26 protein-coding genes are annotated in these 25987 nt (G+C 63.9%); 10 read left to right on the top strand and 16 right to left on the bottom strand.

Features of this window, described 5'->3' with window-relative positions:
- Positions 1 to 106: 106 nt before the first annotated feature.
- A complete protein-coding gene (rplS, locus tag A9K68_RS04565; RefSeq protein ID WP_029349353.1) occupies positions 107 to 646 on the bottom strand; it encodes a 50S ribosomal protein L19 in 540 nt (179 codons plus the stop codon).
- 330 nt (positions 647 to 976) lie between these two features.
- Here rplS and A9K68_RS04560 point away from each other — a divergent pair, with 330 nt between their 5' ends.
- Positions 977 to 1729: a sulfite exporter TauE/SafE family protein gene (locus A9K68_RS04560; protein WP_065007253.1), complete on the top strand. Its 753-nt coding sequence runs from the start codon at positions 977 to 979 to the stop codon at positions 1727 to 1729.
- On the opposite strand, the gene trmD is transcribed toward A9K68_RS04560, so the two are convergent.
- Positions 1711 to 2409, bottom strand: a complete 699-nt coding sequence (gene trmD, locus A9K68_RS04555; protein ID WP_065007254.1) for a tRNA (guanosine(37)-N1)-methyltransferase TrmD — start codon at positions 2407 to 2409, stop codon at positions 1711 to 1713. The two genes, A9K68_RS04560 and trmD, sit on opposite strands and share 19 nt — an antisense overlap.
- Complete coding sequence (gene rimM / locus A9K68_RS04550; RefSeq protein ID WP_065007255.1) at positions 2406 to 3005, bottom strand: ribosome maturation factor RimM; 600 nt, start codon at positions 3003 to 3005, stop codon at positions 2406 to 2408. The genes trmD and rimM overlap by 4 nt, the downstream gene beginning before the upstream one ends.
- Before the next feature lie 128 nt (positions 3006 to 3133).
- Between rimM and A9K68_RS04545 the strand changes: the two genes are divergently transcribed.
- Positions 3134 to 4072, top strand: a complete 939-nt coding sequence (locus tag A9K68_RS04545) for a tyrosine recombinase XerC (protein WP_065007256.1) — start codon at positions 3134 to 3136, stop codon at positions 4070 to 4072.
- A 115-nt stretch (positions 4073 to 4187) separates the two neighbouring features.
- Positions 4188 to 5255 (top strand): TraB/GumN family protein, encoded by a 1068-nt coding sequence (locus tag A9K68_RS04540; RefSeq protein WP_065007334.1) that lies wholly within the window; start codon positions 4188 to 4190, stop codon positions 5253 to 5255.
- Positions 5256 to 5624: 369 nt separating this feature from the next.
- Here the strand turns inward: A9K68_RS04540 and A9K68_RS31230 are convergent, their stop codons facing one another.
- From A9K68_RS31230 to A9K68_RS31570, 11 genes are all read right to left on the bottom strand, one after another.
- Positions 5625 to 5837 (bottom strand): hypothetical protein, encoded by a 213-nt coding sequence (locus A9K68_RS31230; protein WP_065007257.1) that lies wholly within the window; start codon positions 5835 to 5837, stop codon positions 5625 to 5627.
- A gap of 105 nt (positions 5838 to 5942) precedes the next feature.
- Positions 5943 to 7349, bottom strand: coding sequence for a dihydrolipoyl dehydrogenase (lpdA, locus tag A9K68_RS04530; RefSeq protein WP_065007335.1), 1407 nt, complete (start codon positions 7347 to 7349; stop codon positions 5943 to 5945).
- Between the two features lie 24 nt (positions 7350 to 7373).
- Entirely contained in the window at positions 7374 to 8129 is a 756-nt protein-coding gene (locus A9K68_RS04525) for an SDR family oxidoreductase (protein ID WP_065007258.1), read from the bottom strand.
- Entirely contained in the window at positions 8126 to 8638 is a 513-nt protein-coding gene (locus tag A9K68_RS04520; RefSeq protein ID WP_246811296.1) for a hypothetical protein, read from the bottom strand. Before A9K68_RS04520 ends, A9K68_RS04525 begins: the two co-directional genes overlap by 4 nt.
- A 41-nt stretch (positions 8639 to 8679) precedes the next feature.
- On the bottom strand, positions 8680 to 9981 hold the full coding sequence (gene odhB / locus A9K68_RS04515) for a 2-oxoglutarate dehydrogenase complex dihydrolipoyllysine-residue succinyltransferase (RefSeq protein ID WP_029349373.1): 1302 nt from the start codon (positions 9979 to 9981) through the stop codon (positions 8680 to 8682).
- Between the two features lie 50 nt (positions 9982 to 10031).
- Positions 10032 to 13019, bottom strand: coding sequence for a 2-oxoglutarate dehydrogenase E1 component (locus A9K68_RS04510; RefSeq protein ID WP_065007260.1), 2988 nt, complete (start codon positions 13017 to 13019; stop codon positions 10032 to 10034).
- 122 nt (positions 13020 to 13141) lie between these two features.
- On the bottom strand, positions 13142 to 14047 hold the full coding sequence (sucD, locus tag A9K68_RS04505; RefSeq protein ID WP_065007261.1) for a succinate--CoA ligase subunit alpha: 906 nt from the start codon (positions 14045 to 14047) through the stop codon (positions 13142 to 13144).
- Positions 14048 to 14101: 54 nt separating this feature from the next.
- A complete protein-coding gene (locus tag A9K68_RS04500) occupies positions 14102 to 14473 on the bottom strand; it encodes a cupin domain-containing protein (RefSeq protein WP_065007262.1) in 372 nt (123 codons plus the stop codon).
- A 4-nt stretch (positions 14474 to 14477) separates the two neighbouring features.
- Entirely contained in the window at positions 14478 to 15671 is a 1194-nt protein-coding gene (sucC, locus tag A9K68_RS04495; protein WP_065007263.1) for an ADP-forming succinate--CoA ligase subunit beta, read from the bottom strand.
- 31 nt (positions 15672 to 15702) lie between these two features.
- The gene (gene mdh / locus A9K68_RS04490) at positions 15703 to 16671 is read right to left on the bottom strand and encodes a malate dehydrogenase (protein WP_065007264.1); all 969 of its coding nucleotides are present in this window, start codon (positions 16669 to 16671) and stop codon (positions 15703 to 15705) included.
- Between the two features lie 203 nt (positions 16672 to 16874).
- On the bottom strand, positions 16875 to 17078 hold the full coding sequence (locus A9K68_RS31570; RefSeq protein WP_246811295.1) for a hypothetical protein: 204 nt from the start codon (positions 17076 to 17078) through the stop codon (positions 16875 to 16877).
- Between the two features lie 32 nt (positions 17079 to 17110).
- Between A9K68_RS31570 and A9K68_RS31565 the strand changes: the two genes are divergently transcribed.
- Entirely contained in the window at positions 17111 to 17308 is a 198-nt protein-coding gene (locus tag A9K68_RS31565; protein ID WP_246811294.1) for a GNAT family N-acetyltransferase, read from the top strand.
- A 120-nt stretch (positions 17309 to 17428) separates the two neighbouring features.
- Here A9K68_RS31565 and zapE read toward each other — a convergent pair whose 3' ends face one another.
- A complete protein-coding gene (gene zapE / locus A9K68_RS04480) occupies positions 17429 to 18631 on the bottom strand; it encodes a cell division protein ZapE (protein WP_065007265.1) in 1203 nt (400 codons plus the stop codon).
- Between the two features lie 143 nt (positions 18632 to 18774).
- Positions 18775 to 19314: an AprI/Inh family metalloprotease inhibitor gene (locus tag A9K68_RS04475; protein WP_065007266.1), complete on the bottom strand. Its 540-nt coding sequence runs from the start codon at positions 19312 to 19314 to the stop codon at positions 18775 to 18777.
- Between the two features lie 261 nt (positions 19315 to 19575).
- On the opposite strand from A9K68_RS04475, the gene A9K68_RS04470 reads away from it, so the two are divergent.
- From A9K68_RS04470 to A9K68_RS04445, 6 genes are all read left to right on the top strand, one after another.
- Positions 19576 to 20616 (top strand): MBL fold metallo-hydrolase, encoded by a 1041-nt coding sequence (locus A9K68_RS04470; protein WP_065007267.1) that lies wholly within the window; start codon positions 19576 to 19578, stop codon positions 20614 to 20616.
- A gap of 103 nt (positions 20617 to 20719) precedes the next feature.
- The gene (locus A9K68_RS04465) at positions 20720 to 20881 is read left to right on the top strand and encodes a DUF1328 family protein (protein ID WP_065007268.1); all 162 of its coding nucleotides are present in this window, start codon (positions 20720 to 20722) and stop codon (positions 20879 to 20881) included.
- Positions 20882 to 21049: 168 nt separating this feature from the next.
- Complete coding sequence (gene dapF / locus A9K68_RS04460; RefSeq protein ID WP_065007269.1) at positions 21050 to 21934, top strand: diaminopimelate epimerase; 885 nt, start codon at positions 21050 to 21052, stop codon at positions 21932 to 21934.
- Positions 21934 to 23271 (top strand): tRNA (N(6)-L-threonylcarbamoyladenosine(37)-C(2))-methylthiotransferase MtaB, encoded by a 1338-nt coding sequence (gene mtaB, locus A9K68_RS04455; protein ID WP_065007336.1) that lies wholly within the window; start codon positions 21934 to 21936, stop codon positions 23269 to 23271. The genes dapF and mtaB overlap by 1 nt, the downstream gene beginning before the upstream one ends.
- Before the next feature lie 194 nt (positions 23272 to 23465).
- On the top strand, positions 23466 to 25238 hold the full coding sequence (gene ftsY / locus A9K68_RS04450) for a signal recognition particle-docking protein FtsY (protein ID WP_348640723.1): 1773 nt from the start codon (positions 23466 to 23468) through the stop codon (positions 25236 to 25238).
- Between the two features lie 61 nt (positions 25239 to 25299).
- Positions 25300 to 25974: a septation protein A gene (locus A9K68_RS04445; protein ID WP_065007271.1), complete on the top strand. Its 675-nt coding sequence runs from the start codon at positions 25300 to 25302 to the stop codon at positions 25972 to 25974.
- Positions 25975 to 25987 lie beyond the last annotated feature (13 nt).

Below are 25987 nucleotides of genomic sequence, written 5' to 3'. Positions count from 1 at the left end.
ATCCGTTTCGATTGCGCACTGATGCGGCCCGGCAAGATCGAATCCATCACGCGAAACAAAAAGGCGGCCGAAGCCGCCTTTCCGAAACATCGGTTTTAAAGACGCCTTATTCGGCGACGGCCGCTTCCGCAGCCTTGGCGGCCTCGTCGGCGGCCTTCTTCTCAGCGGCGTCCTGCGCCGCCTTCTCGGCGGCCAGCGCCTGGGCGGCGGCCACCTTCTCGGCCTCGATGCGGGCCTTCTCGGCGTTCAGCGCATCGCGCTCCTCATCGTTCAGCTTGCGGGCGCGGACGCCGGTGTTTTCGGAAATGCGGGCCGACTTGCCGCGGCGATCGCGCAGGTAATAGAGCTTGGCGCGGCGCACCTTGCCGCGGCGCACGATCTCGACGCCTTCGACCATCGGCGAAAAGACCGGGAACACGCGCTCCACGCCTTCGCCGTAGGAAATCTTGCGAACGGTGAAATTCTCCTGGAAGCCGGCGCCGGCGCGGGCGATGACAACGCCCTCATAAGCCTGGACGCGGGTGCGGGTGCCTTCGGTCACGCGGACCTGGACACGCACGGTATCGCCGGGCTGGAATTCGGGAAGCTTGCGCTTGGCTTCGATCTTGGCGGCCTGTTCGGCCTCGAGCTGACGGAGGATATCCATCTCTACAAATCCACTTCTTGTTCTTCCGACAGTCAGAGCGTCCGGCACTCGCCTTGCAGTTCCATCGACCGCTCGGCTATGCCCTTTGTCGCGAGACATCGGGCAGGGGCGACTACACCGTCATTGTTGACGGGCCAGAAGATCGCTCTTGCCAGATTGTTCTTCCGGTTCGGCGCGCACATACAGCTATTTCGACGCTTTGTCACGCCTTCGCCTGTCTTTTTTGGTCGTTGGCCGACATTGCAATCTTTCAGCGCAAGGGGTTGCGTCGAAGGCCCAAGCTTTTTAAGCCGGGTGGAACGTGACTTTCCTCCGGCGGCCACACCCTCCATGCCAGTTCTCGATGCGACCCTGCTCTTTTTCGCGGGCTTTCTCTCAGGTGCCGTCAACGCCATAGCCGGCGGCGGGACGTTTATAACCTTCGGCGCCATGTCGCTGGTCGGCTTGCCGCCGGTCGTCGCCAACGCCACCTCGTCGCTGACACAGTTTCCCGGCTACATCACCTCGACGCTCGCTTACTGGTCCGACATCAAGCATTTCTGGCGCACAGCGTTGCTGCTCGGGGTCATATCGGCCTTCGGCGCGCTGGCCGGCGCGCTCATCCTTCTGGCGCTCGACAATCCGTCGTTTCGCGTCCTGGTGCCCTGGCTGCTGCTGGCGGCCACCGCGCTGTTCGCCGCCGGGCCGTGGCTGAAGCCGGCGCCCAAGCCGGGGCATGAGGCCGCGGTGGGTTCGCTGGTCGGTTCCCTGGCGCAATTCGCCACCGCCGTCTATGGCGGCTTCTTCGGCGCCGGCATGGGCGTCATGATGCTGGCGACGCTCGGCCTCACCCAGGCCGGCGACTATCACCGACTGAACGCGCTGAAGAACATGCTGGCAGTGGTCATCGCGGCGGTAGCCATCCTGGTCTTCATCTCCGGCGATGTCATCGCCTGGCGGCAGGCGATCATCATGATACCGGGCGGCGCGCTGGGCGGCTATGCCGGCGTCTGGATCGCCAGGCGCGTGCCGCAAATTGCCGTGCGCGGCTTCGTCGTCGGGGTCGGCGTGTTCCTGGCCTTTTACTATTTCACCAAGGGGTGAGCGGCCAACAAGTCCGGCCGCCTTTCCCTGGTCAGCCTTTCCGACTCGGCACGCCGCCACGCCGCGATCTTCTTGTGATTGCCGGAGATCAGCACTTCGGGGATTTGCCGGCCCTCGAATTCCTGCGGCCGCGTGTAGTGCGGATGTTCGAGCAGGCCGTTTTCAAAACTCTCTTCATCGCCCGACACCGCATTGCCCATCACGCCGGGCAACAGCCGCACGACAGCGTCGAGCAGCACAAGGGCCGCCGGCTCGCCGCCGGAGAGGATGAAGTCGCCGACCGAGACCTCTTCCAGCCCACGCGCGTCAATCACCCGCTGGTCAACGCCTTCGAAGCGTCCGCAGACGATGACGACACCCGGCCCGGCGGCCAGTTCACGCACGCGGGCCTGCGTCAGCGGCTTGCCACGCGGGCTCATCAGCAGGCGCGGGCGCGGATCGCCCTGCGGCGAGACGTGGTCGATGGCGCTAGCCAGCACATCGGCGCGCATCACCATGCCGGCGCCGCCGCCGGCCGGCGTATCGTCGACGGTGCGATGGCGGTCGCTGGCGAAATCGCGGATCTGGATTGCTTCCAGCGACCATGTGCCTGATACCAGCGCCCGGCCGGCCAGCGACAGGCCGAGCGCGCCGGGAAACATCTCGGGATAAAGCGTCAGCACCGAGGCGGAAAAACTCACCGGTTTCCCCCGGCGTCCTTGGGCCCGCGCGGCCTGCCCTTCGGGTCGAAACCGGCGCGGCCGGGTTCATCGCCGTCTTCGTCATCGATCAAGCCCGCCGCCGCCGGATCGATGCGAACGAAGCCGTCTTTGATCGACACGTCAGGAACGGCGGCCTGGGTGAACGGGATCAGCACGCCTTTGCGGCCCGCCAACGTCACGTCGAGAATGTCGCCGCCGCCGAAATTATGCACGGCGACGACCTTGCCGATGTCAGCACCGGTATCGTCCCGGACCGCCAGCCCGACGAGATCGGCATGATAGAATTCGTCCTCTTCGCCATCGTCAGGCAGCATCGAGCGGTCGACGAACAATTCCGTGCCGGCAAGCGCCTCGGCGGCGTTGCGGTCGCTGATGCCCTTGAAACGCACCACCACGACGTTGTTGGCCGGCCTGATGTCGATGATCTGGAAGGCGCGGCCGTCCCTGGCATAGAGCGGCCCGTAGTCGGCCAGCGCCAGCGGATCGCCGGTGAAGGTCTTCACGCGCAATTCGCCCTTGATGCCGTGGGCGGCGCCGATCACGGCCATCTGGACGGGGTTTTGCGGTTTGGTCATCGGAAAAATCCTTTGCCTTGCTCTAGCTCCACCCTCTTGTCATTTCAATGACGCGGCTCTTCACGGCTTCCTAACCCGGCTGCCGGAAGATGGCCCAGAATGGAAGAACGGCATATCGGAAGAGCGCAATGCAGGAATTCCTTATCCCGGCCAAACCAGACCTTCAGGCGGCCCGCGAAAGCTGGCTGAAGATGCTGGCGCGCGAGCGCCGGATGTCGCCGGAAACCGTGGAAGCCTATGAGCGCGACACGCGCCAGTTCCTGCACTTCCTGACTGACCATTGCGGCGGTTCGCCCGGAATTTCGGATATCGCCGATCTGCGCCCGGCCGATCTGCGCGGCTTTCTCGCCGCCCGCCGCGCCGGAGGCGCCGGCGCCCGCACGCTCGGACGCGGGCTGGCCGGCATCCGCTCGCTGCTGCGCTTTCTGGAGCGGCGCGGCCTCGTCAATGCGGCGGGTGCTGCGGCACTGCGCGCGCCACGGCAGCCGAAGTCGCTGCCCAAGCCGCTGACGGCAAGCGATGCGAAACACGTCGTTTCGGTGGAGGGCCAGCTGGCGGAGGAACCGTGGATCGCTGCCCGCAACGGCGCCGTGCTGACGCTGCTCTACGGCTCGGGCCTGCGCATTTCCGAGGCGCTCGGCCTGTCCGGCGCCGATCTGTCGTCGCCCGATGAAACGGTGCTGCGCGTCACCGGCAAGGGCGGCAAGACGCGGCTGGTGCCGGTGCTGCCGGTGGCGCTGCGGGCGATCGCCGAATACCGCCGGCTTTGCCCCTATCATCTCGACCCGAAGGGCCTGCTGTTTCGCGGCGCCCGCGGCGGCCCGCTCAACCCGGCCATCGTCCAGCGCGACATGGCCAGGCTGCGCTCGGCGCTCAATCTGCCCGACACCGCCACGCCGCACGCCTTGCGCCATTCCTTCGCCACGCATCTGCTTGGACGCGGCGGCGACCTGCGCACCATCCAGGAACTTTTGGGCCACGCCAGCTTGTCGACGACACAGATCTACACCGGCGTCGACACGGCGAGGCTGCTCGAAATCTATGAAGCGGCCCATCCGCGGGCGTAACCGACGCATGATTTCGCAAAGTTGCAGCCAAGATATGAGCCGTGGAGCCATGTCCAAGACAATTTTGCTGCGCCGGTTAACCGTTTCGCCGTTCTTTGTCTCTAAAAAGCGGACCATGAAACGCGTCATTGCCATCGCCGACCGCACGGCCCTTGCCTCGTTGAGGCTGCTCGTGGCGCTCAACGTCCTGTTTTTTCTCTCTTTCCTCATCATCGCGCTGCTCGCCGCCGGCAAGGCGCGGGCCGAAACCCCGGCCTGCGCCGGCGCCGACATGCTGTCGGCCTTGCAGAAGGACGACCCGGCCACCTACCGCAAGTTCGAGACCGAAGCGGCTGCGACACCGAACGGCAAGGGCCTGTTGTGGAAACTGGAAAAGGCGGGCGAAAGACCGTCCTTCCTGTTCGGCACCATGCATATGTCCGACCCGCGCGTGACCACTCTGCCGCCCGCCGCGCAAAAGGCCTTTGACGCCGCCGACACTATCGTCATCGAGACCACGGAGGTGCTCGATCAGCAGAAGATGATGGCGGCGTTCCTGAAAGAGCCGGAACTGATGATGTTCACCGACAGCACCACGCTGTCCTCGCTGCTGTCGCCGGACGATGCGGCGGCGGTGAACAAGGCGCTCGACTCGCGCGGCATCCCGCCGGCGAGTGTCGCCAAGATGAAACCGTGGATGCTGTCGACCATGGTCGCGCTCCCGGCCTGTGAACTGGCCCGCCAGGCCGGCGGCACGCCGGTGCTCGACATCAAGCTTGCGCAGGACGCCAAAGCCTCAGGCAAAGCCGTCGATGGGTTGGAGACCATCGCCGACCAGCTTCGCGCCATGGCCTCGCTGCCGCTCGCTTTTCACATGAAGGGCCTCGTCGACACACTGAAGCTCGGCAACAGGGTGAACGACGTCAACGAAACCATGATCGTGCTTTACCAGCGCGGCGACATCGGCATGCTCTGGCCGCTATTTCGTGCCGTCCTTCCCGGCGACAAAGACGATTCGGCGGGCTATGCCGCCTTCGAGGAAACCATGATCACCAGCCGCAACAAGGCGATGATCGATCATGCCGGGCCGATCCTCGCCAAGGGCAACGCGTTCATGGCGGTCGGCGCCCTGCACCTTCCGGGCGCGGAAGGTTTGGTCGAGGATTTCCGCAAGGCCGGCTACACCGTCACTGCCGTCGATTGAGTTGCACGGTTGAGTTGCGAATCCAGCAAGACGTGATTCGGGGCGATGCCTTTCCCGAATCACGGAAAGCTTGTCTCAGTACAGGAAGGTCGAAAGGTTTATTTTGGCTCGATTGCTGCGAATTTTGCGAGTAAAGTGCGTGCGGACAAACGATTCCCGGCGAAGATTGCCCTGTTTTCGGCGGTTTCGATCCCTAGCGTGAAACCTGTTCGGCGATTGCGCGTTGATGTGTGTTGATTGATACCTTTCATCCCACGGAGGACACTTTTATGGCGAATCCAAACGACCCGTACACCACTCCGACACCCCCTCCCAGGTCGGGTGGCGGCAGCACCGGCTGGCTGATTGCCCTGGTTGTCGTTATTCTGGCTATTGTCGCTTACTATGTTTTTGGAAGAAGCGACGAAGCGCCAGCGCCTGCTGAACCGCCGGCCGCCACGACGCCGGCCCCGGCGCCCGCTGAACCGACGCCTGCTCCGGCAGAGCCTGCGCCAGCTCCGGCACCTGCAGAGCCAGCTCCAGCGCCCGCTCCGGCACCTGCTCCTGCGCCTGCAGAGCCAGCGCCTGCTCCGGCGCCCGCACCAGCCCCGCAGTGATCGGCTGCTGACTCCAGATACGAACGGCCCGCTGAAAAGCGGGCCGTTTGCCTTGAGCCGTAGGATGGCTGCCGGAGTAGCTTGGGAAGGCCTACATGTGGATCGGCTTGAAGAAGGTCGCCAGTGCCGCTTCCTTCACCGCTTCCGACATCGTCGGATGGGCGTGGCAGGTGCGGGCAAGATCTTCCGACGAGCCGCCGAACTCCATCAGCACCGCCGCCTCGTGGATCATCTCGCCGGCGCCGAAACCGACGATGTGGACGCCGAGCACGCGGTCGCTCTGCTTGTCAGCCAGGATCTTCACGAAGCCGTCGGTATGCAGCATGGCGCGCGCCCGCCCATTGGCGCTGAACGGAAATTTTCCAGCCTTGTAGTCGATGCCGGCCTTCTTCAGCTCTTCCTCGGTCTTTCCCACTGAGGCGATTTCCGGACTGGTGTAGACGACGTTCGGGATCACCTCATAGTTCACATGGCCGGCCTGGCCGGCAATGATCTCGGCCACCGCCACCCCCTCGTCCTCGGCCTTGTGCGCGAGCATCGGCCCGACGATGACGTCGCCGATGGCGTAGATGCCGGGTACATTGGTCTTGAGATGGCCGTCCGTCTTGACCCGGCCACGCTCGTCGACCTCGACACCGGCTTCCTTCAGCCCGAGACTGTCCGAATAGGGCCGGCGTCCGGTCGCGATCAGCACCGCATCCGCCTCGATCGTCTCGGCCGCACCGCCCTTGATCGGCTCGAACGTCACGGTGGCACCCTTCTTGGCCTTGGCGACACCGGTGACCTTGGCGCCGAGCTTGAACTCGACGCCTTGCTTGGACAGCATGCGCTGGAACTGTTTGGCAACCTCGCCGTCCATGCCGCCCAGAATGGTGTCGAGGAACTCGACGACGGTCACCTTGGCGCCGAGCCGCGCCCATACCGAGCCGAGCTCCAGCCCGATGACGCCGCCGCCGACCACCACCAGATGGCCCGGCACCTTGGCCAGCGACAACGCGCCGGTCGAGGACATGATGACCTTCTCGTCGATGTCGACCTTGACGCCCGGAATGCCGGCGACGTCGGAGCCGGTGGCGATGACGATGTTCTTGGTCTCGATCTCCTCGACCTTGCCGTCCTCGCCGGTCACCGACACCTTGCCGGCGGACAGGACCTTCCCGGTGCCGCGAAAGCTGTCGATCTTGTTCTTCTTGAACAGGAAGGCGACGCCGTTGACGTTGGACGACACGGTCGCATCCTTGTGCGCCATCATCTTCCCTAGATTGAGCTTTGGCGCACCGATCTCGACGCCGAGCGCGTCGAAGGAATGACCGGCCTCGGCAAAGATTTCGGAAGCATGCAGCAGCGCTTTGGACGGGATGCAGCCGATATTGAGGCAGGTGCCGCCGAAGGTCGGGTTCTTCTCGACCACCGCCGTCTTGAGGCCGAGCTGTGCCGCCTTGATGGCGCAGACATAACCGCCCGGTCCCGATCCGATGATAACGACGTCATAAGCCATGATACTGTCCTTCTGGTCTGGCACTCAGCGGCCGCCGCTCACATTCAGGATCGCGCCCGTCGTATAGGACGCGTCGTCCGACAAAAGATAAAGAACCGCATGCGCGACTTCATCTGACGTGCCCGCCCGTTTCATCGGCAGCATGTCCTTCATCCGCTCGACGCGGTCGGGCTGGCCGCCCGAGGCATGGATCTCGGTGCCGATGATGCCAGGACGCACCGCATTGACGCGCACGCCCTCGGTTGCCACCTCGCGGGCCAACCCAAGGGTGAAGGTGTCGATCGCGCCCTTGGACGCCGCGTAGTCGACATATTCGCCCGGCGAGCCATGCGCTGAGGCGGCGGACGAAATGTTGACGATCGCGCCGCCCCTGCCGCCATGGCTGCTCGACATGCGCTTCACGGCCTCGCGGGCGCACAGCATCGGGCCGATGACGTTGATGCGCATCATGCGCTCCAGCCGCGCAACGCTCATCTCGTCGACGCGTGCCTTGACGTCGACCACTCCGGCATTGTTGACAAGGGCGTCGAGCCGGCCGTAGGCGCGGTCCACTGCCTCGAACATGGCCACGACATCGGCCTCGACGCCGACATCGCCCTTGACCGCCAAAGCCTCGCCGCCTGCCGCCGCTATTTCAGCGACCAGTGCGTGGGCGGCGCTTTGGTTCGTCGCGTAGTTGACCGCCACGCGGTAGCCGGCCTTGGCTGCCAGCCGGCAGATGGCGGCGCCGATGCCGCGGCCGCCGCCGGTGACCAGCAGGACTTTTTTCGTCGCGCTCATTCCTGGCAGCCTTTCAGCGAAAAAACGTCCCACGGCACTTTCGAAAAGCCGTTGGCACCATAGGCGGACGACATCTGCAGCGACGGCCCGAGGTCGGGAAAGATCAGGGCCTTCGGCGCGTCCACGCCTTCGGCCGGCAGCAAAGCGATGTTGCCCTTCTCGTCAGCACTGTAGACGACCCCCTCCCACACCGTGCAGGCGGCGAGCTCGTCGCCGGTGACGTCGCCTGTCGGGCATTTGTACATCAGCGAACCATGCGGCCGCGCCACGCCTTCCGTCCACATGACGATACCGTCGAGTACGACGCTGTTGTCGAGCACCATCTTGAAGGTGTTGGTGACGACAGCCGATCCCCCGGTCGGCCTGAAATCGATCTCGGCCGCGCTTTCGGCATCGCTATAGACGGCAAGCTCGAGCGGACAGGCGGCAAAGGCTGCCGATCCCGTCTGCGCAACACCGGCCGTGCACAGCGTGAAAAATAATCCGGAGCGCAAACGAGAGGAGCTCATTCGGTGGCGCAGATCCATTCTCCGGCTCACCTCGACCTACCTTAGAGGTCGAGCACCAGCCGCTCGGGATCCTCCAGGCTTTCCTTGACCCGGACCAGGAAGGTCACCGCTTCCTTGCCGTCGACGATGCGGTGATCGTAGGAGAGCGCCAGATACATCATCGGCCGGATCACGATCTGGCCGCCGACCACCACCGGCCGCTCCTGGATCTTGTGCATGCCCAGAATGCCCGACTGCGGCGCGTTGAGGATCGGCGTCGACATCAGCGAGCCGTAGACGCCGCCGTTAGAAATCGTAAACGTGCCTCCTTGCATATCCGCCACGGAAAGCTTGCCGTCACGCGCGGCGACGCCCAGCCTGCCGATATCCTTCTCGATCTCGGCGATCGACATCTGGTCGGCGTCGCGCACGACCGGCACGACGAGGCCCTTTTCGGTGCCGACGGCGACGCCGATATGGGCGTAGTTCTTGAAGATGATGTCGGTGCCGTCGATTTCGGCATTGACGGAGGGGATCTCCTTCAGCGCATGGGTGACGGCCTTGGTGAAGAAGCCCATGAAGCCCAGCTTCACGCCGTGCTTCTTCTCGAACACGTCCTTGTATTTGGTCCTGAGCGCCATCACCGCGCTCATGTCCACCTCGTTGAAGGTGGTCAGCATGGCGGCGGTCGACTGCGCTTCCTTGAGGCGGCGCGCGATGGTCTGCCGCAGTTTGGTCATGCGCACGCGCTCTTCGCGCGACGCGTCGTCGGCCGAGGACGGCGCACGGGCAGCAACCGGTGCAGGGGCCTTCGGCGTCTCGGCCGGCTGCGACGGCGCGCCCCTGGCGATCGCGTCGAGCACGTCGCCCTTCAGCACCTGGCCGCGCTTGCCGGAGCCCGAGACCTGGTCGACCGCGAGATTGCTCTCGGCCAGCAGCTTCGCCGCCGCCGGCGCCGGCGGCATCGCGCGCGCCTCGATCGGCCCGGCATCGCCGGCGATCTTGGCGGTCTCGGCCGCGGCTTGCTCGACTGTGGATGCGGCGGTCGGAGCCGAGGCCTGCGATACCGCGTCCTGCTTCGTTTCAGGAGTTGACGCCTTCGCGGGTGCTGCCGCTTTTGCCCCGTCGCCCGCCGAAATCATGCCGAGCAAAGCGCCGACCTCGACCGTCTCGCCTTCCTTGACGGCGATTTCGCTGAGCGTTCCTGCGGCCGCGGCCGGCACTTCCACCGTTACCTTGTCGGTTTCGAGCTCGACCAGCGGCTCGTCGGTGGCGATCGCGTCGCCCACCTTCTTGAACCATTTGCCGATGGTCGCCTCGGTGACGGATTCGCCAAGAGTGGGGACGCGGATTTCGGTAGCCATTGTGCCTGTCCGTTTTTCTGTCGGTTCTGTTCTATTCGCCGAGCTCTGTTCTATTCACCGAGCGCGTCTTCGAGCAAGGCGGCAAGCTGGGCGAGATGCTTCGACATCAATCCGGTGGCCGGCGACGCGGCGGCCGGCCGGCCGGTATAGCGCACCCGCTGATGCTTGGCGTCGATATGCGCCAGCACCCATTCCAGATACGGATCGATGAACGACCAGGCGCCCATATTCTTGGGCTCCTCCTGGCACCACACCATCTCGGCGTTGCGGAAGCGTGACAGCTCGGTGATCAGCGCCTTGGCCGGGAAGGGATAGAGCTGTTCGACGCGCAGCAGATAAATGTCGTTGATGCCGCGCTTCTCGCGCTCCTCGTAGAGGTCGTAATAGACCTTGCCAGTGCAGAGCACGACGCGGCGGATCTTCGAATCCTTGGTGAGCTTGATCGCCTGGCCGGGGAGCTGCTGGGCATCGTCCCACAACAGCCGGTGGAACGCGCTTTCGCCCGACATCTCCGGCAGCGTCGACACCGCCCGCTTGTGACGCAGCAGCGACTTCGGCGTCATCAGGATCAGCGGCTTGCGGAAATCCCGCTTCAACTGCCGGCGCAGGATGTGGAAGTAGTTGGCCGGCGTCGTGCAGTAGGCCACCTGCATGTTGTCTTCGGCGCAAAGCTGCAGGAAGCGCTCGAGCCTGGCCGACGAATGTTCCGGCCCCTGGCCTTCATAGCCATGCGGCAACAGGCAGACGAGGCCCGACATTCTGAGCCACTTGCGCTCGCCCGACGAGATGAACTGGTCGAACACCACCTGGGCGCCGTTGGCGAAATCGCCGAACTGGGCTTCCCAGAGCGTCAGCGCCTTCGGCTCGGCCAGGCTGTAGCCGTATTCGAAGCCGAGCACGGCCTCTTCCGACAGCATCGAGTTGATGACCTCGAAGCCGGCTTGCGCCGCCGACAGATTGTTGAGCGGGATGTAGCGCGTCTCGTCGCGCTGATCGTAGAGCACCGAGTGGCGTTGCGAGAACGTGCCGCGCTCCGAATCCTGTCCGGACAGCCGGACCGGATTGCCGTCGAGCAGGATGGCGCCGAAGGCCAGCGCCTCGGCTGTAGACCAGTCGATGCCTTCGCCCGACTCGATCGCCTGGCGGCGATTCTCGAGAAACCGCAGGATCGTCTTGTGGGCCTCGAAATCCTTCGGCACCTCGGTCAGCTTCTTGCCGATTTCCTTCAGCGTCTTGACCGGCACGGCGGTCTTGCCGCGCCGCTGTTCGTCCTGGTTGTCGGCCGTGCGCAGGCCCGACCAGGCGCCATCCAGCCAGTCCGCCTTGTTTGGCTTGTAATGCTGGCCGACTTCGAATTCCTGCTCGAGATGGGCCCGCCAGTCGGCCTTCATCTTGTCGAATTCGGCCTGGGTAAGGTGGCCCTCGGCGATCAGCCGGTCGGCATAGATCTGCACCGTCGTCTTGTGGCTGCGGATGTTGCTGTACATGATCGGCTGGGTGAAAGCCGGCTCGTCGCCCTCATTGTGGCCGAAGCGGCGGTAGCAGAACATGTCGACCACGACAGGCTTGTGGAACTTCATGCGGAATTCGATCGCCACCTTGGTGGCATGGACCACGGCTTCCGGATCGTCGCCGTTGACGTGGAAGATCGGCGCCTCGATCATCTTGGCCACATCCGATGGGTAGGGCGACGAGCGCGAGAAGCGCGGATTGGTGGTGAAGCCGATCTGGTTGTTGATGATGAAATGCAGCGTGCCGGCGACGCGGTGGCCGCGCAGGCCCGACAGGCCGAGGATTTCGGCAATCACGCCCTGGCCGGCAAAGGCGGCGTCGCCGTGCAGGAGCAGCGGCAGCACCTTGGCGCGCTCTTCCAGCGGCACGATCTCCTCGCGGCTGCGGCCGAACAGGGAGTCCTGCTTGGCCCGCGCCTTGCCCATCACCACCGGATCGACGATTTCCAGATGCGACGGATTGGCGGTCAGCGACAGGTGCACCTTGTTGCCGTCGAACTCGCGGTCCGACGAAGCACCGAGATGGTACTTCACGTCGCCCGAGCCCTCGACCTCGTCAGGTGCGGCCGAGCCGCCCTTGAACTCGTGGAAGATGGCGCGGTGCGGCTTGGCCATCACCTGGGAGAGCACGTTCAGCCGGCCGCGATGCGCCATGCCGAGCACGATTTCCTTCATGCCGAGCTGGCCGCCGCGCTTGACGATCTGCTCCAGCGCCGGGATCAGCGCCTCTGCGCCGTCGAGACCGAAGCGCTTGGTGCCCTTATACTTGACGTCGATGAACTGCTCGAAACCTTCGGCCTCGACCAGCTTCTGCAGGATCGCCTTCTTGCCGGTGGCGGTGAAGGAGATCTCCTTGTCGGTGCCCTCGATGCGCGCCTGGATCCAGGCCTTCTCCTCAGGATCGGAAATATGCATGAACTCGACGCCGAGCGTCGAGCAATAGGTGCGGGTCAGGATATCGAGCATCTGCCGGATGGTGCCGAATTCGAGGCCGAGCACATTGTCGAGGAAGATCGGGCGATCGTAATCGGCGGCGGTGAAGCCGTAATTTTCCGGCGACAGCTCGTTATAGTCCTCGAGCGGCTTGGCGATGCCGAGCGGATCGAGATTGGCGTGCAAATGGCCACGCATGCGGTAGGCACGGATCATCATGATGGCGCGCACGGAATCGCGCGTCGCCTGATGCACGTCGGCGTCGGAAAGGGAGACGCCGTTCATCACCGCCTTGTGCTGGACCTTCTTCTCGATGTGCTTCTCGACGATGCCCCAATTGCCGTCGAGCGCCGACACCAATTCGCCATTGGCCTGCAGCGGCCATGAGGGCTTGGCCCAAGAGGCGCCCTTGGCATTCTTGCGAACATCGCCGGCGTCGTCCTTCAGCGCCGCGAAGAAATCCCGCCATTCGGGATCGACTGAAGCGGGATCGTCCTCATAGGCGGCGTAGAGCGCGTCGATATAGTCGGCATTGCCGCCATAGAGGAAAGAGGTAAGCGAGAATTGGTCGTTGGCCTGATCTTGTCTTGCCATTTTCTCAGCGGAGCGCCTGCTCCGTCTCCTTTTTTAGGGGAGTAGGGGAGTAGGGCAGTACGGCAGTAGGGCAAGATACGCCCGGTTCCCCTATTGCCGTACTGCCCTACTCCCCTACTGCCTTACTTTCCTTTTATCGCCTCGACCAACGTCGTGCCGAGCCGGGCCGGCGACGGCGATACCTTGATCCCGGCAGATTCCATCGCCGCGATCTTGTCCTCGGCGCCGCCCTTGCCGCCGGAAATCACCGCGCCGGCATGACCCATGGTGCGGCCGGCCGGTGCCGTGCGCCCGGCGATGAAACCGGCCATCGGCTTCTTGCGGCCACGCTTGGCTTCGTCCTTGAGGAACTGCGCGGCGTCTTCCTCGGCCGAGCCGCCGATCTCGCCGATCATGATGATCGACTGGGTCTCGTCGTCGGCGAGGAACATCTCCAGCACGTCGATGAACTCCGTGCCTTTGACGGGATCGCCACCGATGCCGACGGCGGTGGTCTGCCCGAGGCCGACATTGGTGGTCTGGAACACTGCCTCATAGGTAAGCGTTCCCGAGCGGGAAACAACGCCGACCGAGCCCTTGCGGAAGATGTTGCCGGGCATGATGCCGATCTTGCATTCGTTGGGGGTCAGCACGCCGGGGCAGTTGGGACCGATGAGCCGCGATGTCGAGCGGTCGAGCCTTGCCTTGACCTTGATCATGTCGATCACCGGGATGCCCTCGGTGATGCAGACGATCAGCGGGATCTCGGCTTCGATCGCTTCCAGGATCGCCTCTGCGGCGCCCGCCGGCGGCACATAGACAACGGAAGCATTGGCGCCGGTCGTTGCCTTGCCTTCGGCAACCGTGGAAAAGATCGGCAGACTCTCGCCCTTGGCGCCGGTCCACGTCTCGCCACCCTTCTTGGGATGGATGCCGCCGACCATTTTTGTCCCGTGATAGGCCAGCGCCTGCTCCGTATGGAACGTGCCGGTCTTGCCGGTCAGGCCCTGCACGAGGACCTTGGTGTTCTTGTCGACGAGAATGGACATGGTGGTCCTTTTTACAAACCGTTGATGGAGGAAGGCTGCGCGGTCATCGTCAGGTCAGAGCCGCTTGAGATCGGCGACGGTGAGGTCGCTCTTGGCATTGCCGGTGTTGAGCGTCGTCGCCGGCTCGAACATCAGCACCACCGGCTCTTCGCTCAGCGAGCGCGGCCGATGCTCAACCGCCCGCGGCACGACGATGAACTCGCCGCTGCCAAGCTCCACCGTGCCGTCGCGGAAATCGATAGCGATGCGGCCGCGCAGCACCAGAAACGCTTCGTCCTCATTGTCATGCGCATGCCAGTCGAAGACATCGCCAAACTTGGCGATCTTGACCTGGGCGTCATTGACGTCGCCGGCGATATGCGGATCGAAGACCTTTTTGATCTTCTGATCCGCCGCCTCGACCAGATTTATCTTGTGCGGAGGCACCAGATCAGCCCTTCACCGCCGCCACGATCTTCTTGGCGGCGTCGTCGAGGTCGTCGGCCGAGACGACGTTGAGCCCGCTGTCGTTGATGATCTTCTTGCCGAGCTCGGCATTGGTGCCTTCGAGCCGCACCACCAGCGGCACTTGCAGGCCGACTTCCTTGACTGCTGCGATCACGCCCTCGGCGATGATGTCGCACTTCATGATGCCGCCAAAAATGTTGATCAGGATGCCTCTGACCGCCGGATCCTTGGTGATGATCTTGAACGCCGCCGTCACCTTCTCCTTCGACGCACCGCCGCCGACATCGAGGAAGTTGGCGGGTTCGGCGCCATAAAGCTTGATGATGTCCATCGTCGCCATGGCGAGGCCGGCGCCGTTGACCATGCAGCCGATATTGCCGTCGAGCGCGACATAGGCGAGGTCGTGTTTCGACGCCTCGATCTCCTTCTCGTCCTCTTCGGTGATGTCGCGCAACTCCATCACGTCGGGATGGCGAAACAGCGCGTTGTTGTCGAACGACACTTTTGCGTCGAGCACGCGCAGCCGGCCATTCTTCATGACGATCAGCGGGTTGACCTCGAGCAGGCTCATGTCCTTCTCGACGAAGGCCTTGTAGAGGATCGGGAACAGCGTCTCGCCGTCCTTGGCGGCCTCACCGTCGAGCTTCAGCGCGCCGTTGAGTTCTTTCAAATCGTCCGCCGTCACACCCTTTTCCGGGTCAATGGTGACGGTTATGATCTTTTCCGGCGTGTCATGGGCGACCGCCTCGATGTCCATGCCGCCCTCGGTCGAGACGACGAACGCGATGCGGCCGACGGAGCGGTCGACCAGCAGCGACAGGTAGAGCTCGCGGTCAATGTCGGCGCCGTCCTCGATGTATAGGCGGTTGACCTGCTTGCCCGCCGGGCCGGTCTGCTTGGTGACCAGCGTGTGGCCGAGCATCTCGTTGGCGTTGGCAACAACGTCGGCCACCGACTTTGCCAGCCTGACACCACCCTTGGCGTCGGGGCCGAGCTCCCTAAACTTGCCCTTGCCGCGGCCGCCGGCATGGATCTGGCTCTTCACCACATAGAGCGGGCCGGGCAGCGCCTTGGCGGCGGCTTCCGCTTCGCTTGCCTCGAACACCGGCACGCCTTCGGCCACCGGTGCGCCAAAGCCCTTCAGCAGCGCCTTGCCCTGATATTCATGGATGTTCATGCGCGTTGTCTCCAGGTCACTTGGCGGCGGGTCACTTGGCGGCGAGATGCGGAGCGATCTTGACGCAGGCCTCGCACAGGCCCTGCACCGCCGCCACCGAACTGTCGAACATCTTCTGCTCGGGCTTGCTGAGCTCGATCTCGATGATGCGCTCGACGCCGCCGGCACCGATCACCACCGGCACGCCGACATAGGTGTTCTTGACACCATACTGGCCGGAGAGATGCGCAGCACAGGGCAGCACGCGCTTCTTGTCCTTGAGATAGGCCTCGGCCATCGAGATCGCCGAGGCGGCCGGCGCATAGAAGGCCGAACCGGTCTTGAGCAGGCCGACGATCTCGGCGCCGCCGTCGCGGGTGCGCTGCACGATCTGGTCGAGCTTTTCCTTCGAGGTCCAGCCCATCTTGACGAGGTCGGGCAGCGGGATGCCGGCGACCGTCGAATAGCGGATCATCGGCACCATGGAATCGCCATGGCCGCCGAGCACGAAGGCGGTGACATCCTCGACCGAGACCTTGAATTCCTCGGCCAGGAAATAGCGGAAGCGCGAACTGTCCAGCACGCCGGCCATGCCGACGACATGGCTCTTCGGCAGTCCGGAAAACTTCTGCAGCGCCCAGACCATGGCGTCGAGCGGGTTGGTAATGCAGATGATAAAGGCTTTCGGCGCGTATTTCTTGAGACCCGCGCCAACCTGCTCCATGACCTTCAGGTTGATGCCGAGAAGGTCGTCGCGGCTCATGCCGGGCTTACGCGGCACGCCGGCGGTGACGATGCAGACGTCGGCTCCCTCGATGCCGGCGTAATCGTTGACGCCGGTCAGCCTGGAATCGAACCCATCGACCGGCGACGACTGCGCGATATCCAGCCCCTTGCCTTGCGGGATGCCCTCGGCGATATCGAACAGCACAACGTCGCCGAGATCCTTGAGGCCGATCATGTGGGCGAGCGTGCCGCCGATCATGCCCGAGCCGATAAGCGCTATCTTGTTGCGTGCCATGTGAGGAGGTTTTCCCTTTAGACTGTGACGGCGCCCAAATCCTTCACGAATTTGATGACGGCGTCGAGGAAGCAGGCCGGAATGCTGCGGGGAAGCCGCAAAGATTTCGCCGCACCCAATAGCCCCGGCGCACAAAATATTCAAACGATTATTTCGGAGTGAGTTTTTTCAATCGGTTAGATCGATTGGGATTTACGTAAACGTTAAAGTTTATAAGCCGACTTGGGAGATTTTACACAATGCATGTGGAAATCGTAAGGCTCAACCAAGGCGATGACGCCCTTATGATGCGGGTCGCCGAGGATGTGTTCGATGAACCGGTCAGGCCGGATCGGCTGGCAGCGTATCTCCGCGAACCCGACCATTTTATGGTCGTCGCCGTGGCCGAAGGCATAGTCCTCGGTCATGCGCCGCCGTCATCCACCGCCACCCGGACAAGGTGAGCGAACTCTACATCGACGAAGTCGGCGTATCGCCGGCCTTCCTGCGCCAGGGCATCGCGACGAAGATGCTCGACGCCATGTTGAGCTCGGCCGCGAGCTTGGTTGCGAGGGGGCCGGGGTCGGCACTGAGCCGGACAATATTGCGGCCCGCGAGGCGCGGAAGGAACCGCATGGGGCGGCGGAGGAGTTCGTGATGTATGTGTTTGAGTTGTAGGGCATCACAGCGGGACCGAACCTTTTGGCGATGGCGGGACAGCACCCCCTCTGTTCCGGCAGGACAGAGAGGGGTGTGACGGGACGCTACGAAACGAGGTTTAGCCCTGCGCCTGCCTCGCCTCCACAGGCACCACCTTCCCCCTCTGCCTCCCCGCCCAGTCTTCCAGCCATTCATGGCTCTGCATCTCGATCAGGCGTGACGCGGTGCGCTCGAACTCGAAGACCTCGTTGCCGCGCCTGGCCGTGTACAGCTGCGGTGGCGGTGCAGCGGCGCTCACCACCAGCCGCACATGATGATCGTAGAGCGTATCGATCAGCAGGATGAAGCGCTTGGCCTCGTTGCGCATGCCTTCGCCGAGCACCGGCACATGATCGATGAAGATGGTCGAGAAGCGGCTGGCAATCGCCAGGAAATCGCGGGCACCGAGCGGTTTTTCACAGAGATCGGCAAAGGAAAACCGCGCCGCTTCGCCGGCGGCTCGCGGCACCACGACCTGCCGGCCCTTTACCGTCAATGCCGCCTCGGCTGTCCGCCGGCCACGCGTCATTACTTCCCAGGCCTCGTCGAGGACAGCATCGGCGGCGGCATCGGCAGGGGTGACATACACTGGCAGGCGGCTGAGCTTGTGCAGCCGATAGTCCTTGTCGGCATCCAGCGCCAGCACCTGCGCATGCCGCTCCAGGATGCCGATGAAGGGCAGGAAAAGCTGGCGGTTCAAGCCGTCGCTGTAGAGATCCTGCGGCGCGACATTGGACGTGGCGACCAGCACGACGCCGTTGGCAAACAGCGCCGAGAACAGCCGGGACAGGATCATCGCATCGGCGATGTCGGTGACGGAAAACTCATCGAAGCACAGCACCCAGGCCTCCTCGGCCAGCGCGCGGGCCACCGGCGCGATCGGGTCGTCTTCCCTGACGGCGCCCTCTTTACGCGCCTGCCGGTGCTTCTGGATGCGATCCTGCACATCGGCCATGAAGTCGTTGAAATGCACACGACGCTTGCGCCTGACCGGCACCAGCTCGAAGAACATGTCCATCAGCATGGTCTTGCCGCGGCCGACGCCGCCATGGATGTAGAGGCCCTTGACGGCCTCGCGCGTTTCACGCTTGCGGGCGAACAGCCAGCCCAGCGCGCTCGATTTGTGCGCCAGCCGCTTTGCCGAGATCTCATCGATCAGCCGGTCGAGTGCCGCGACGATCCGCTCCTGCGCCGGATCGCGGTCGATCAGGCCGGTATCGACCAGATGGTCGTAGCGCTGCCGGACGGTCGCATGGGTCTGAAGGCCGTCACGCAGATGCATCGGTCACGTCGTTCTAGAGCAATTCCGGCAAAGTGCTTAGCGGTTTTCGATCCGGAATTGCGTATAAACAAAAGACAGCAATTCCAGGAAAAGTGTGTAGCGGTTTTCCGTTCGGAATTGCGTAAAACAAAATAAGCGGCGGGTCAGCCTCTTGTAAGTGAGATCGGCAGGCCGTTGGAAGTCTGGCCGTCGAATTTCTCTCCGCCCGAGGAATAGAGCCGTGCCAGCGTGCCGCCGTTCTCGTCGTAAAGCGTCAACTGCTTGCCGGCGACGTTCCAGGACTTAATACCGTTGATCGGCGCCGGGCAATGCAGCGGCCCGGCCCGGTAGCCGGCGCCGAACTTGGTCTGCGGCGTCGCCACCTGGCAGCTCTGGCCGGACACGCTGGCCTTCCACACGCCGGCGACGCTGGAGGCGGTAAGATCCGGCGCTCCGGCCGGAGCCGTCCCGTCCGGCGGCAGCGAGGCAACCTGAGGGCCTTGCGGCGCCGTCGGAAATTTCGACGGGTCGGCCGTGCCGGGCGCCGCCGGCGGCGGCAGCTGATTTGCGGTCACCGTGCCGGAGGGCGCGGCCTCAAGCGGCGACGGCTGCTGGTCCATCGACGAGAACCGTGACGTTGAACAGCCGCTCGCAACGAGCGCGGCAAGCGATACGGCCAGCAGACCGGCTTTCGATAAATTCATTTCAAACCTCCGTCGGATCCGGCTTGGGGCCGCCGTCCGCACAATCTCCCCCACCAAGATGGGGAAGGTGGCGAAATTTCAACCCGATATGGTTAAAATACCATTTGTGGCAACAACTGTTGCAATTTTACCACAAATACATGCCGCCCAGCCTGCACTTCGGGGCCTGACCCGAGGCTGCCAGGGGTCTACCAGGACAAGCATGCCCTTGGCATTCCGGTCACCAAATGCTTGCGTCAATCGGCTTCGGTCCTATCTCTGATGAAACGGACCCCTGCCGGAGGCGAAACCTTGGCTGCGAGAAAAAGAGCCGCCAATCGCTATTACAGCGGCCCACCGAGCGATCATTTCGACGGCGCCTTGTTTTTCAATCCCAACGGCAAGCCGCCTGCCCGCTTTTCCGATCTTTTGAAGTGGCAGCTGGGCGGCGAGCGCTCGAAATGGCCGGCGGCGAATCCGAGTCCGTTTCATCAAGCGACACCGGCCAAACGGATCGACGGCTCCGGGCTGAAGCTGACCATGGTCGGCCATTCCACGCTGCTCATCCAGACAGCCGGCCTGAACATCCTCACCGACCCGGTCTGGTCGCGGCGCGTCTCGCCGCTGTCCTTTGCCGGGCCGAAACGGGTCAATCTGCCGGGCATCGCCTTTTCCAACCTGCCGCCGATCGACCTCGTTTTGGTCAGCCACAACCACTACGACCATCTCGACCTCGCCACGCTGAAGCGGCTGAAGACGAAGCATGACCCGCTGGTGCTGACGCCGCTCGGCAACGACGCCATCATCGATGATGACGTTCCCGGAACGCGACTTTCCGCGCATGACTGGGGCGAGCGGGTCGATATCGGCAAGGACGTCGCCGTCTATGTCGAGCCGGTGCACCACTGGTCGGCGCGCGGCACCCGCGACCGGCGTATGGCGCTGTGGGCGGGTTTTGTGGTCGAGACGCCGGGCGGAAAGGTCTATTTCGCCGGCGACACCGGTTTCCACGACGGCATCAACTACCGGCTGATGGCCGAAAGGCACGCCGGCTTCCGCCTTGCCATCCTGCCGATCGGCGCCTACGAGCCGCGCTGGTTCATGGCGCCTCACCACCAGAACCCGGAGGAGGCGGTGCAGGGCATGCTTTTGTGCAACGCCGCCTATGCCGCCGGCTGCCATTGGGGCACGTTCCGGCTTACCAACGAGCCGATCGACGAGCCGGCCAGAAGGCTGGGCGAGGCCTTGGATGACCAGGGCGTCCCTCGCGAACGCTTTCGCGCCCTGCGTCCCGGCGAGGTCTGGGACGTGCCGGCGGTCTAGGCAACCGGCTTCGCGGCGTAGGGGAACTTAAGGAATCGGAACCCAAGCCATCGCAGATGCGTTTGTGGGTAGTTCCACAACCGTCGGCTGCAGGGGTCTCCCCATGATCAAATGGATTGTCATTCTTCTGATTGTCGCGGCCGCGGCCAGCCTGCTCGGCATGCCGGCATTGGCCGGAGCCGCCGCCACCGGCGCCCGTATTCTCATCGGCATCGTGCTGATCATCTTCCTGCTGATCGTGCTTGGCGTCTTCGCGGTGGCCTAATGCATGTCGGGCGAAAGTGCGCAGCAGAAAGCACGTGCGCTGGTTCAAAAATGTCAGAGCGTACTTTGTGCGTCCAAATGGACGCACGTCGCTCTGACGTCCGCACACTGGTAATTTCGGCCGGTATCCGCCATATAGGCGCCAAACCGGCATGAGACCTTTCGATCCATGGCAAGCACTGCCCCCTTCGCCAAGATGAACGGCATTGGCAACGAGATCATCGTTGCCGACATGCGCGGTCGCGCCGATCGGGTGACGCCGGCTGCCGCCCTTGCGCTCAGTGCCGATGCCGCGACGAAATTCGATCAGATCATGGCGATCCACGACGCCAGGACGCCGGGCACCGCCTTTTTCATCGCCATCCTGAATTCCGACGGAACCGGCGCGCAGGCCTGCGGCAACGGCATGCGCTGCGTGGTGCAGGCACTTGCCGCCGAAACCGGCCAGAAGACATTCGCCTTCGAGACCGTCGCCGGCATCCTCAACGCCGAAGAACATGCCGACGGGCTGATCTCGGTCGACATGGGCAAGCCGCGTTTTGGCTGGCAGGATATTCCGCTCGCCGAGGAATTTCGCGATACCCGCATGATCGAGCTGCAGATCGGCCCGATCGACGCGCCTGTGCTGCACTCGCCCTCGGTCGTGTCGATGGGCAATCCGCACGCTATCTTCTGGGTCGACCGCGACGTCTGGTCCTACGAACTCGACCGCTTCGGCCCGCTGCTCGAAAACCACCCGATCTTCCCCGAACGCGCCAACATCACCATCGCGCGGGTGACCTCGCCCGAGACGATGGTCATCCGCACCTGGGAGCGCGGCGCCGGCCTGACCAAGGCCTGCGGTACGGCGGCTTGTGCCGCCGTCGTCGCTGCCGCGCGCACCAAGCGGACCGGACGCAGCGTCTCTCTGGTGACACCCGGCGGCGGTTCGCTGCACGTCGAGTGGCGCGGCGACGACCACGTCATCCTCACCGGCGCCGCCGAATGGGAATTTTCCGGCAGCTTCGACCCGTCGACCGGCGTGTGGGCCCGCGACACCGAAAGCGCCGCCTGATGGCTCCTCTTGCCAAGAGGGGTCCCGCTCTTTCCAAGGGCCCCACAATTCCGAAAGGTGTAGACGTCGTCACCTTCGGCTGCCGGCTGAACACCTACGAATCCGAGGTGATGCGGCGGGAGGCGGAGAGCGCCGGCCTTGGCGCGCTGGAAGGCGGCGCAATCATCTTCAACACCTGCGCCGTCACCGGCGAGGCGGTGCGCCAGGCAAAACAGTCGATCCGCAAGGCCCGGCGCGAGAACCCAGCCGCCCGCATCATCGTCACCGGCTGCGCGGCGCAGACCGAGCCGCAGAATTTCGTTGCCATGGACGAGGTCGATCTCGTCCTTGGCAACGAAGAGAAGCTGAAGGCGCATTCCTATCGCGCGCTGCCGGATTTCGGCGTCAACGATACCGAGAAGGCTCGCGTCAACGATATTTTTTCGGTACGCGAGACGGCCGGCCACATGGTCGACGCCATCGAGGGCCGGGCACGGGCCTTCGTCCAGGTGCAGAACGGCTGCGACCACCGCTGCACCTTCTGCATCATCCCCTATGGCCGCGGCAATTCGCGCTCTGTGCCGATGGGCGCCGTGGTCGAGCAGGTCGAGCGGCTGAGCGGCAATGGTTATGCCGAGATCGTGCTGACCGGCGTCGACATGACCAGTTTCGGCGCCGACCTGCCTGGCAGCCCGAAACTCGGCAAACTGGTCAAGACGATCCTGAAGCAGGTGCCTGGCGTGAAACGCCTGCGCCTCTCGTCGATTGATTCGATCGAGGCCGACGACGACTTGCTCGACGCCATCGCCACCGAGCCCCGGCTGATGCCGCATCTGCATCTGTCGCTGCAGGCGGGTGACGACATGATCCTGAAGCGGATGAAGCGCCGGCACAACCGGGATCAATCGATCCGTTTTTGCGAGGATTTGCGCAAATTGCGTCCCGGCATCGTCTTCGGTGCCGACATCATTGCCGGCTTCCCGACCGAGACGGACGCTATGTTCGAAAAATCGCTGGAGATCGTCGAGGAATGCGGGCTGACGCATCTCCACGTCTTCCCGTTCTCGCCGCGCGAAGGCACCCCCGCCGCGCGCATGCCGCAGCTTCGCCGCGAACTGGTCAAGCAGCGTGCGGCACGGCTGCGCGCCGCCGGTGACGCCGCTTATCGCCGCCACCTCGCTGCACTCGCCGGAACACGCCAGTCGATCCTGGTCGAGCGTGACAGGCTCGGCCGCACCGAAGGCTTTACGCTTGCCACGATCTCCGAGGGCGCGCCGGGCGAAATCGTTGAGGCTGATATCGCCGGCCATGATGGCGCGCGCCTGATCGCGGCGCCGCTTTCCGCCCGCGCCGCCTGAGACGCAGGAACATGGCTGGTTTTCTCAAGAAGATATTTTCGTTCGGCAAGAAGGAAGTGGTCGAGGAGCGGATCGACGAGTCAGCACCCCTGCCTCCGATCAAATGGGACGCGCTGGAGGCGCTGAAGCCGGCCGCCGAACAGACTGTTCCGGAATTTTTGATACGCGAAGAGCCTCGGCCCCAAGCAGAAGCTGTGCCTCCGCCGCCAGTCGAGCCGGAAGCACCGCCCGCGCCGCAGCCGGCGCCTGTTGAGGAGGCTGAGCCCGAACCTGCGCCGACCATTCGGCCCGAGGCGGACATCCAGCCGGAACCTGCGCCGGTCGAGGAGCCGGAGGCGCCCGCCGAACAGGCGGCGCCAAAGGAGATTCCGGTCGCTCCCGTCATCCGCCAGCCAGCTCGGGAGCCAGAGCCGGAGGAAATTCCTGAGCCAGAGCCGACGCAGGAGATCGTCCAGTCTGAGCGTCCGTCATCCGAACGTGGCGCTGCTACTCATCCGCCTGCCGGCACCTTCTCCCGGTATAGGGACGGGGAGAAGGGTGCTGATCGTCACGCCGAGCCTCCTTTTGAAAGCGGCAAAGAAGAAGCTCCTACGCTGACGCCCCCCTCTCCCCGTCCTTCACGGGGAGAGAGTAAGGGTGAGGGGCAGCGCGGACCTGCGCAAGATGCCGCACCGCCGGCCGAGCCCCCCTCAACTGCGCCCAAGTCTGAAGCGCCGCCAGCCGAAATCCCGCCCCCCATTCGCCAGCCGGCGCCGGTCGAGGCGAAGCCGGTCCGTGCCGAGATCGCGCCCGAGCCTGAAGCCGTGCCAGCGCCCCACCCTCCCCTCGATGGGGAGGGTGGCCGCGAAGCGGCGGGGTGGAGTGACAGCGCCGGCGCCAGTCACCCCCACCCCCGAGCTTCGCTCGGGACCTCCCCCATCGAGGGGGAGGTAAAGCGCGAGGCCGTTCCGCAGCCGCCGCCGGAGCCAAAGCCCGCCCCCGGCAAGGTCACCGTAACCAAGAAGGTCGAGCAGAAAGCCGGGCCGCAGAAGGCGCCGGAACCGGCACCGAAACGCTCTTGGTTCCAGCGCATGAAGGAGGGGCTAGCCCGCTCTTCCCGGGAACTGTCCGGCAACATCGCCGGCGTCTTCACCAAGCGCAAGCTCGATGAGGACACGCTCCAGGATCTGGAGGACGTGCTGATCCGCGCCGATCTCGGTATGGAAACGGCCCTGCGCATCACCGATTCACTGGCCGCCAGCCGCCACGGCAAGGACGTCTCCGAGGCGGAAGTCCGTGCCATCATGGCGACCGAAGTGGAGAAGGTGCTGACCCATGTCGCTTTGCCGCTGGAGCTCGACCTCAGCCACAAGCCGCATGTCATCCTTGTCGTCGGCGTCAACGGCACCGGCAAGACCACGACCATCGGCAAGCTGGCGGCAAAGCTCACCGATGGCGGCCTATCGGTGATGCTCGCAGCCGGCGACACGTTCCGCGCCGCGGCGATCGAGCAGTTGAAGATCTGGGGCGAGCGCACCAAGTCGCCGGTCATCGCCTCGAAGCTTGGCGCCGATGCGGCCGGTCTTGCCTACGACGCCTTCGAACAGGCCAAGCAAGCCGGCTCCGACGTGCTGATCATCGACACCGCCGGGCGGCTGCAGAACAAGACCGAGCTGATGGCGGAACTGGAAAAGATCGTCCGGGTGCTGGGCAAGCTCGATCCGGAGGCGCCGCACACCGTGCTGCAGACGGTCGACGCCACCACCGGCCAGAACGCGCTCAACCAGGTCGAGATCTTCCGCAATGTCGCCGGTGTCAACGGCCTGGTGATGACCAAGCTGGACGGCACGGCACGCGGCGGTATTCTGGTGGCGATCGCGGCAAAGCACAAATTGCCGGTCTATTTCATCGGCGTCGGCGAACAGGTCGACGACCTCGAACCATTCTCCGCAAGCGAGTTCGCCAGGGCGATCGCTGGAGTGGCGTAACAATCATGATCCCAAAAGTCGCAGACTTTTTGGACAGGATCATGCGCAAGAAGGAAAGCCTATGAACCCGCGCATCCTCGAACGCGACCCGTCCGACCCGCAGAAACAGAAGAAGGAAGGCGTCAATCCGCTGCTCAAGATGGTGCTGGAGCTCGGCCCGTTGATGGTGTTCTTCTTCGCCAACGCGCGTGGCGCATGGCTGACGCAGAAATTTCCGGCGCTGGCCGAATTCGGTGGGCCGATCTTCGTCGCCACCGGCCTGTTCATGGCCGCGACGGCGATCGCTCTGATCGCTTCCTGGCTGCTCACCCGCACCTTGCCTATCATGCCGATGGTCTCGGGCGTCGTCGTCTTCGTCTTCGGCGCGCTGACGCTCTATCTGCAGGACGACATCTTCATCAAGATGAAGCCGACCATCGTCAACATGCTGTTCGGCGGCGTGCTGCTCGGCGGGCTGTTCTTCGGCAAGTCGCTGCTCGGCTACGTCTTCGATTCGGCTTTCAGCCTCGATGCCGAGGGCTGGAAGAAGCTCACCTTCCGCTGGGGCCTGTTTTTCCTGTTTCTGGCCCTTGTCAACGAAGTGGTCTGGCGGAATTTTTCCACCGACACCTGGGTTACCTTCAAGGTCTGGGGGATCATGCCGATCACGCTTCTTTTCACCTTCAGCCAGATGCCGCTGATCATGCGCCATTCGCTTGAAGGTAAGACCGGACAAGAAGAGAAGGCCGGCAAGTAACGGTTAAGGAGAG

The sequence above is a fragment of the Mesorhizobium sp. AA22 genome, from assembly GCF_001672375.2.
Lineage (GTDB): Bacteria > Pseudomonadota > Alphaproteobacteria > Rhizobiales > Rhizobiaceae > Mesorhizobium > Mesorhizobium wenxiniae.
Note: the sequence above shows the minus strand (reverse complement) of the source record. Positions and strands in the feature narration are given on the sequence as shown.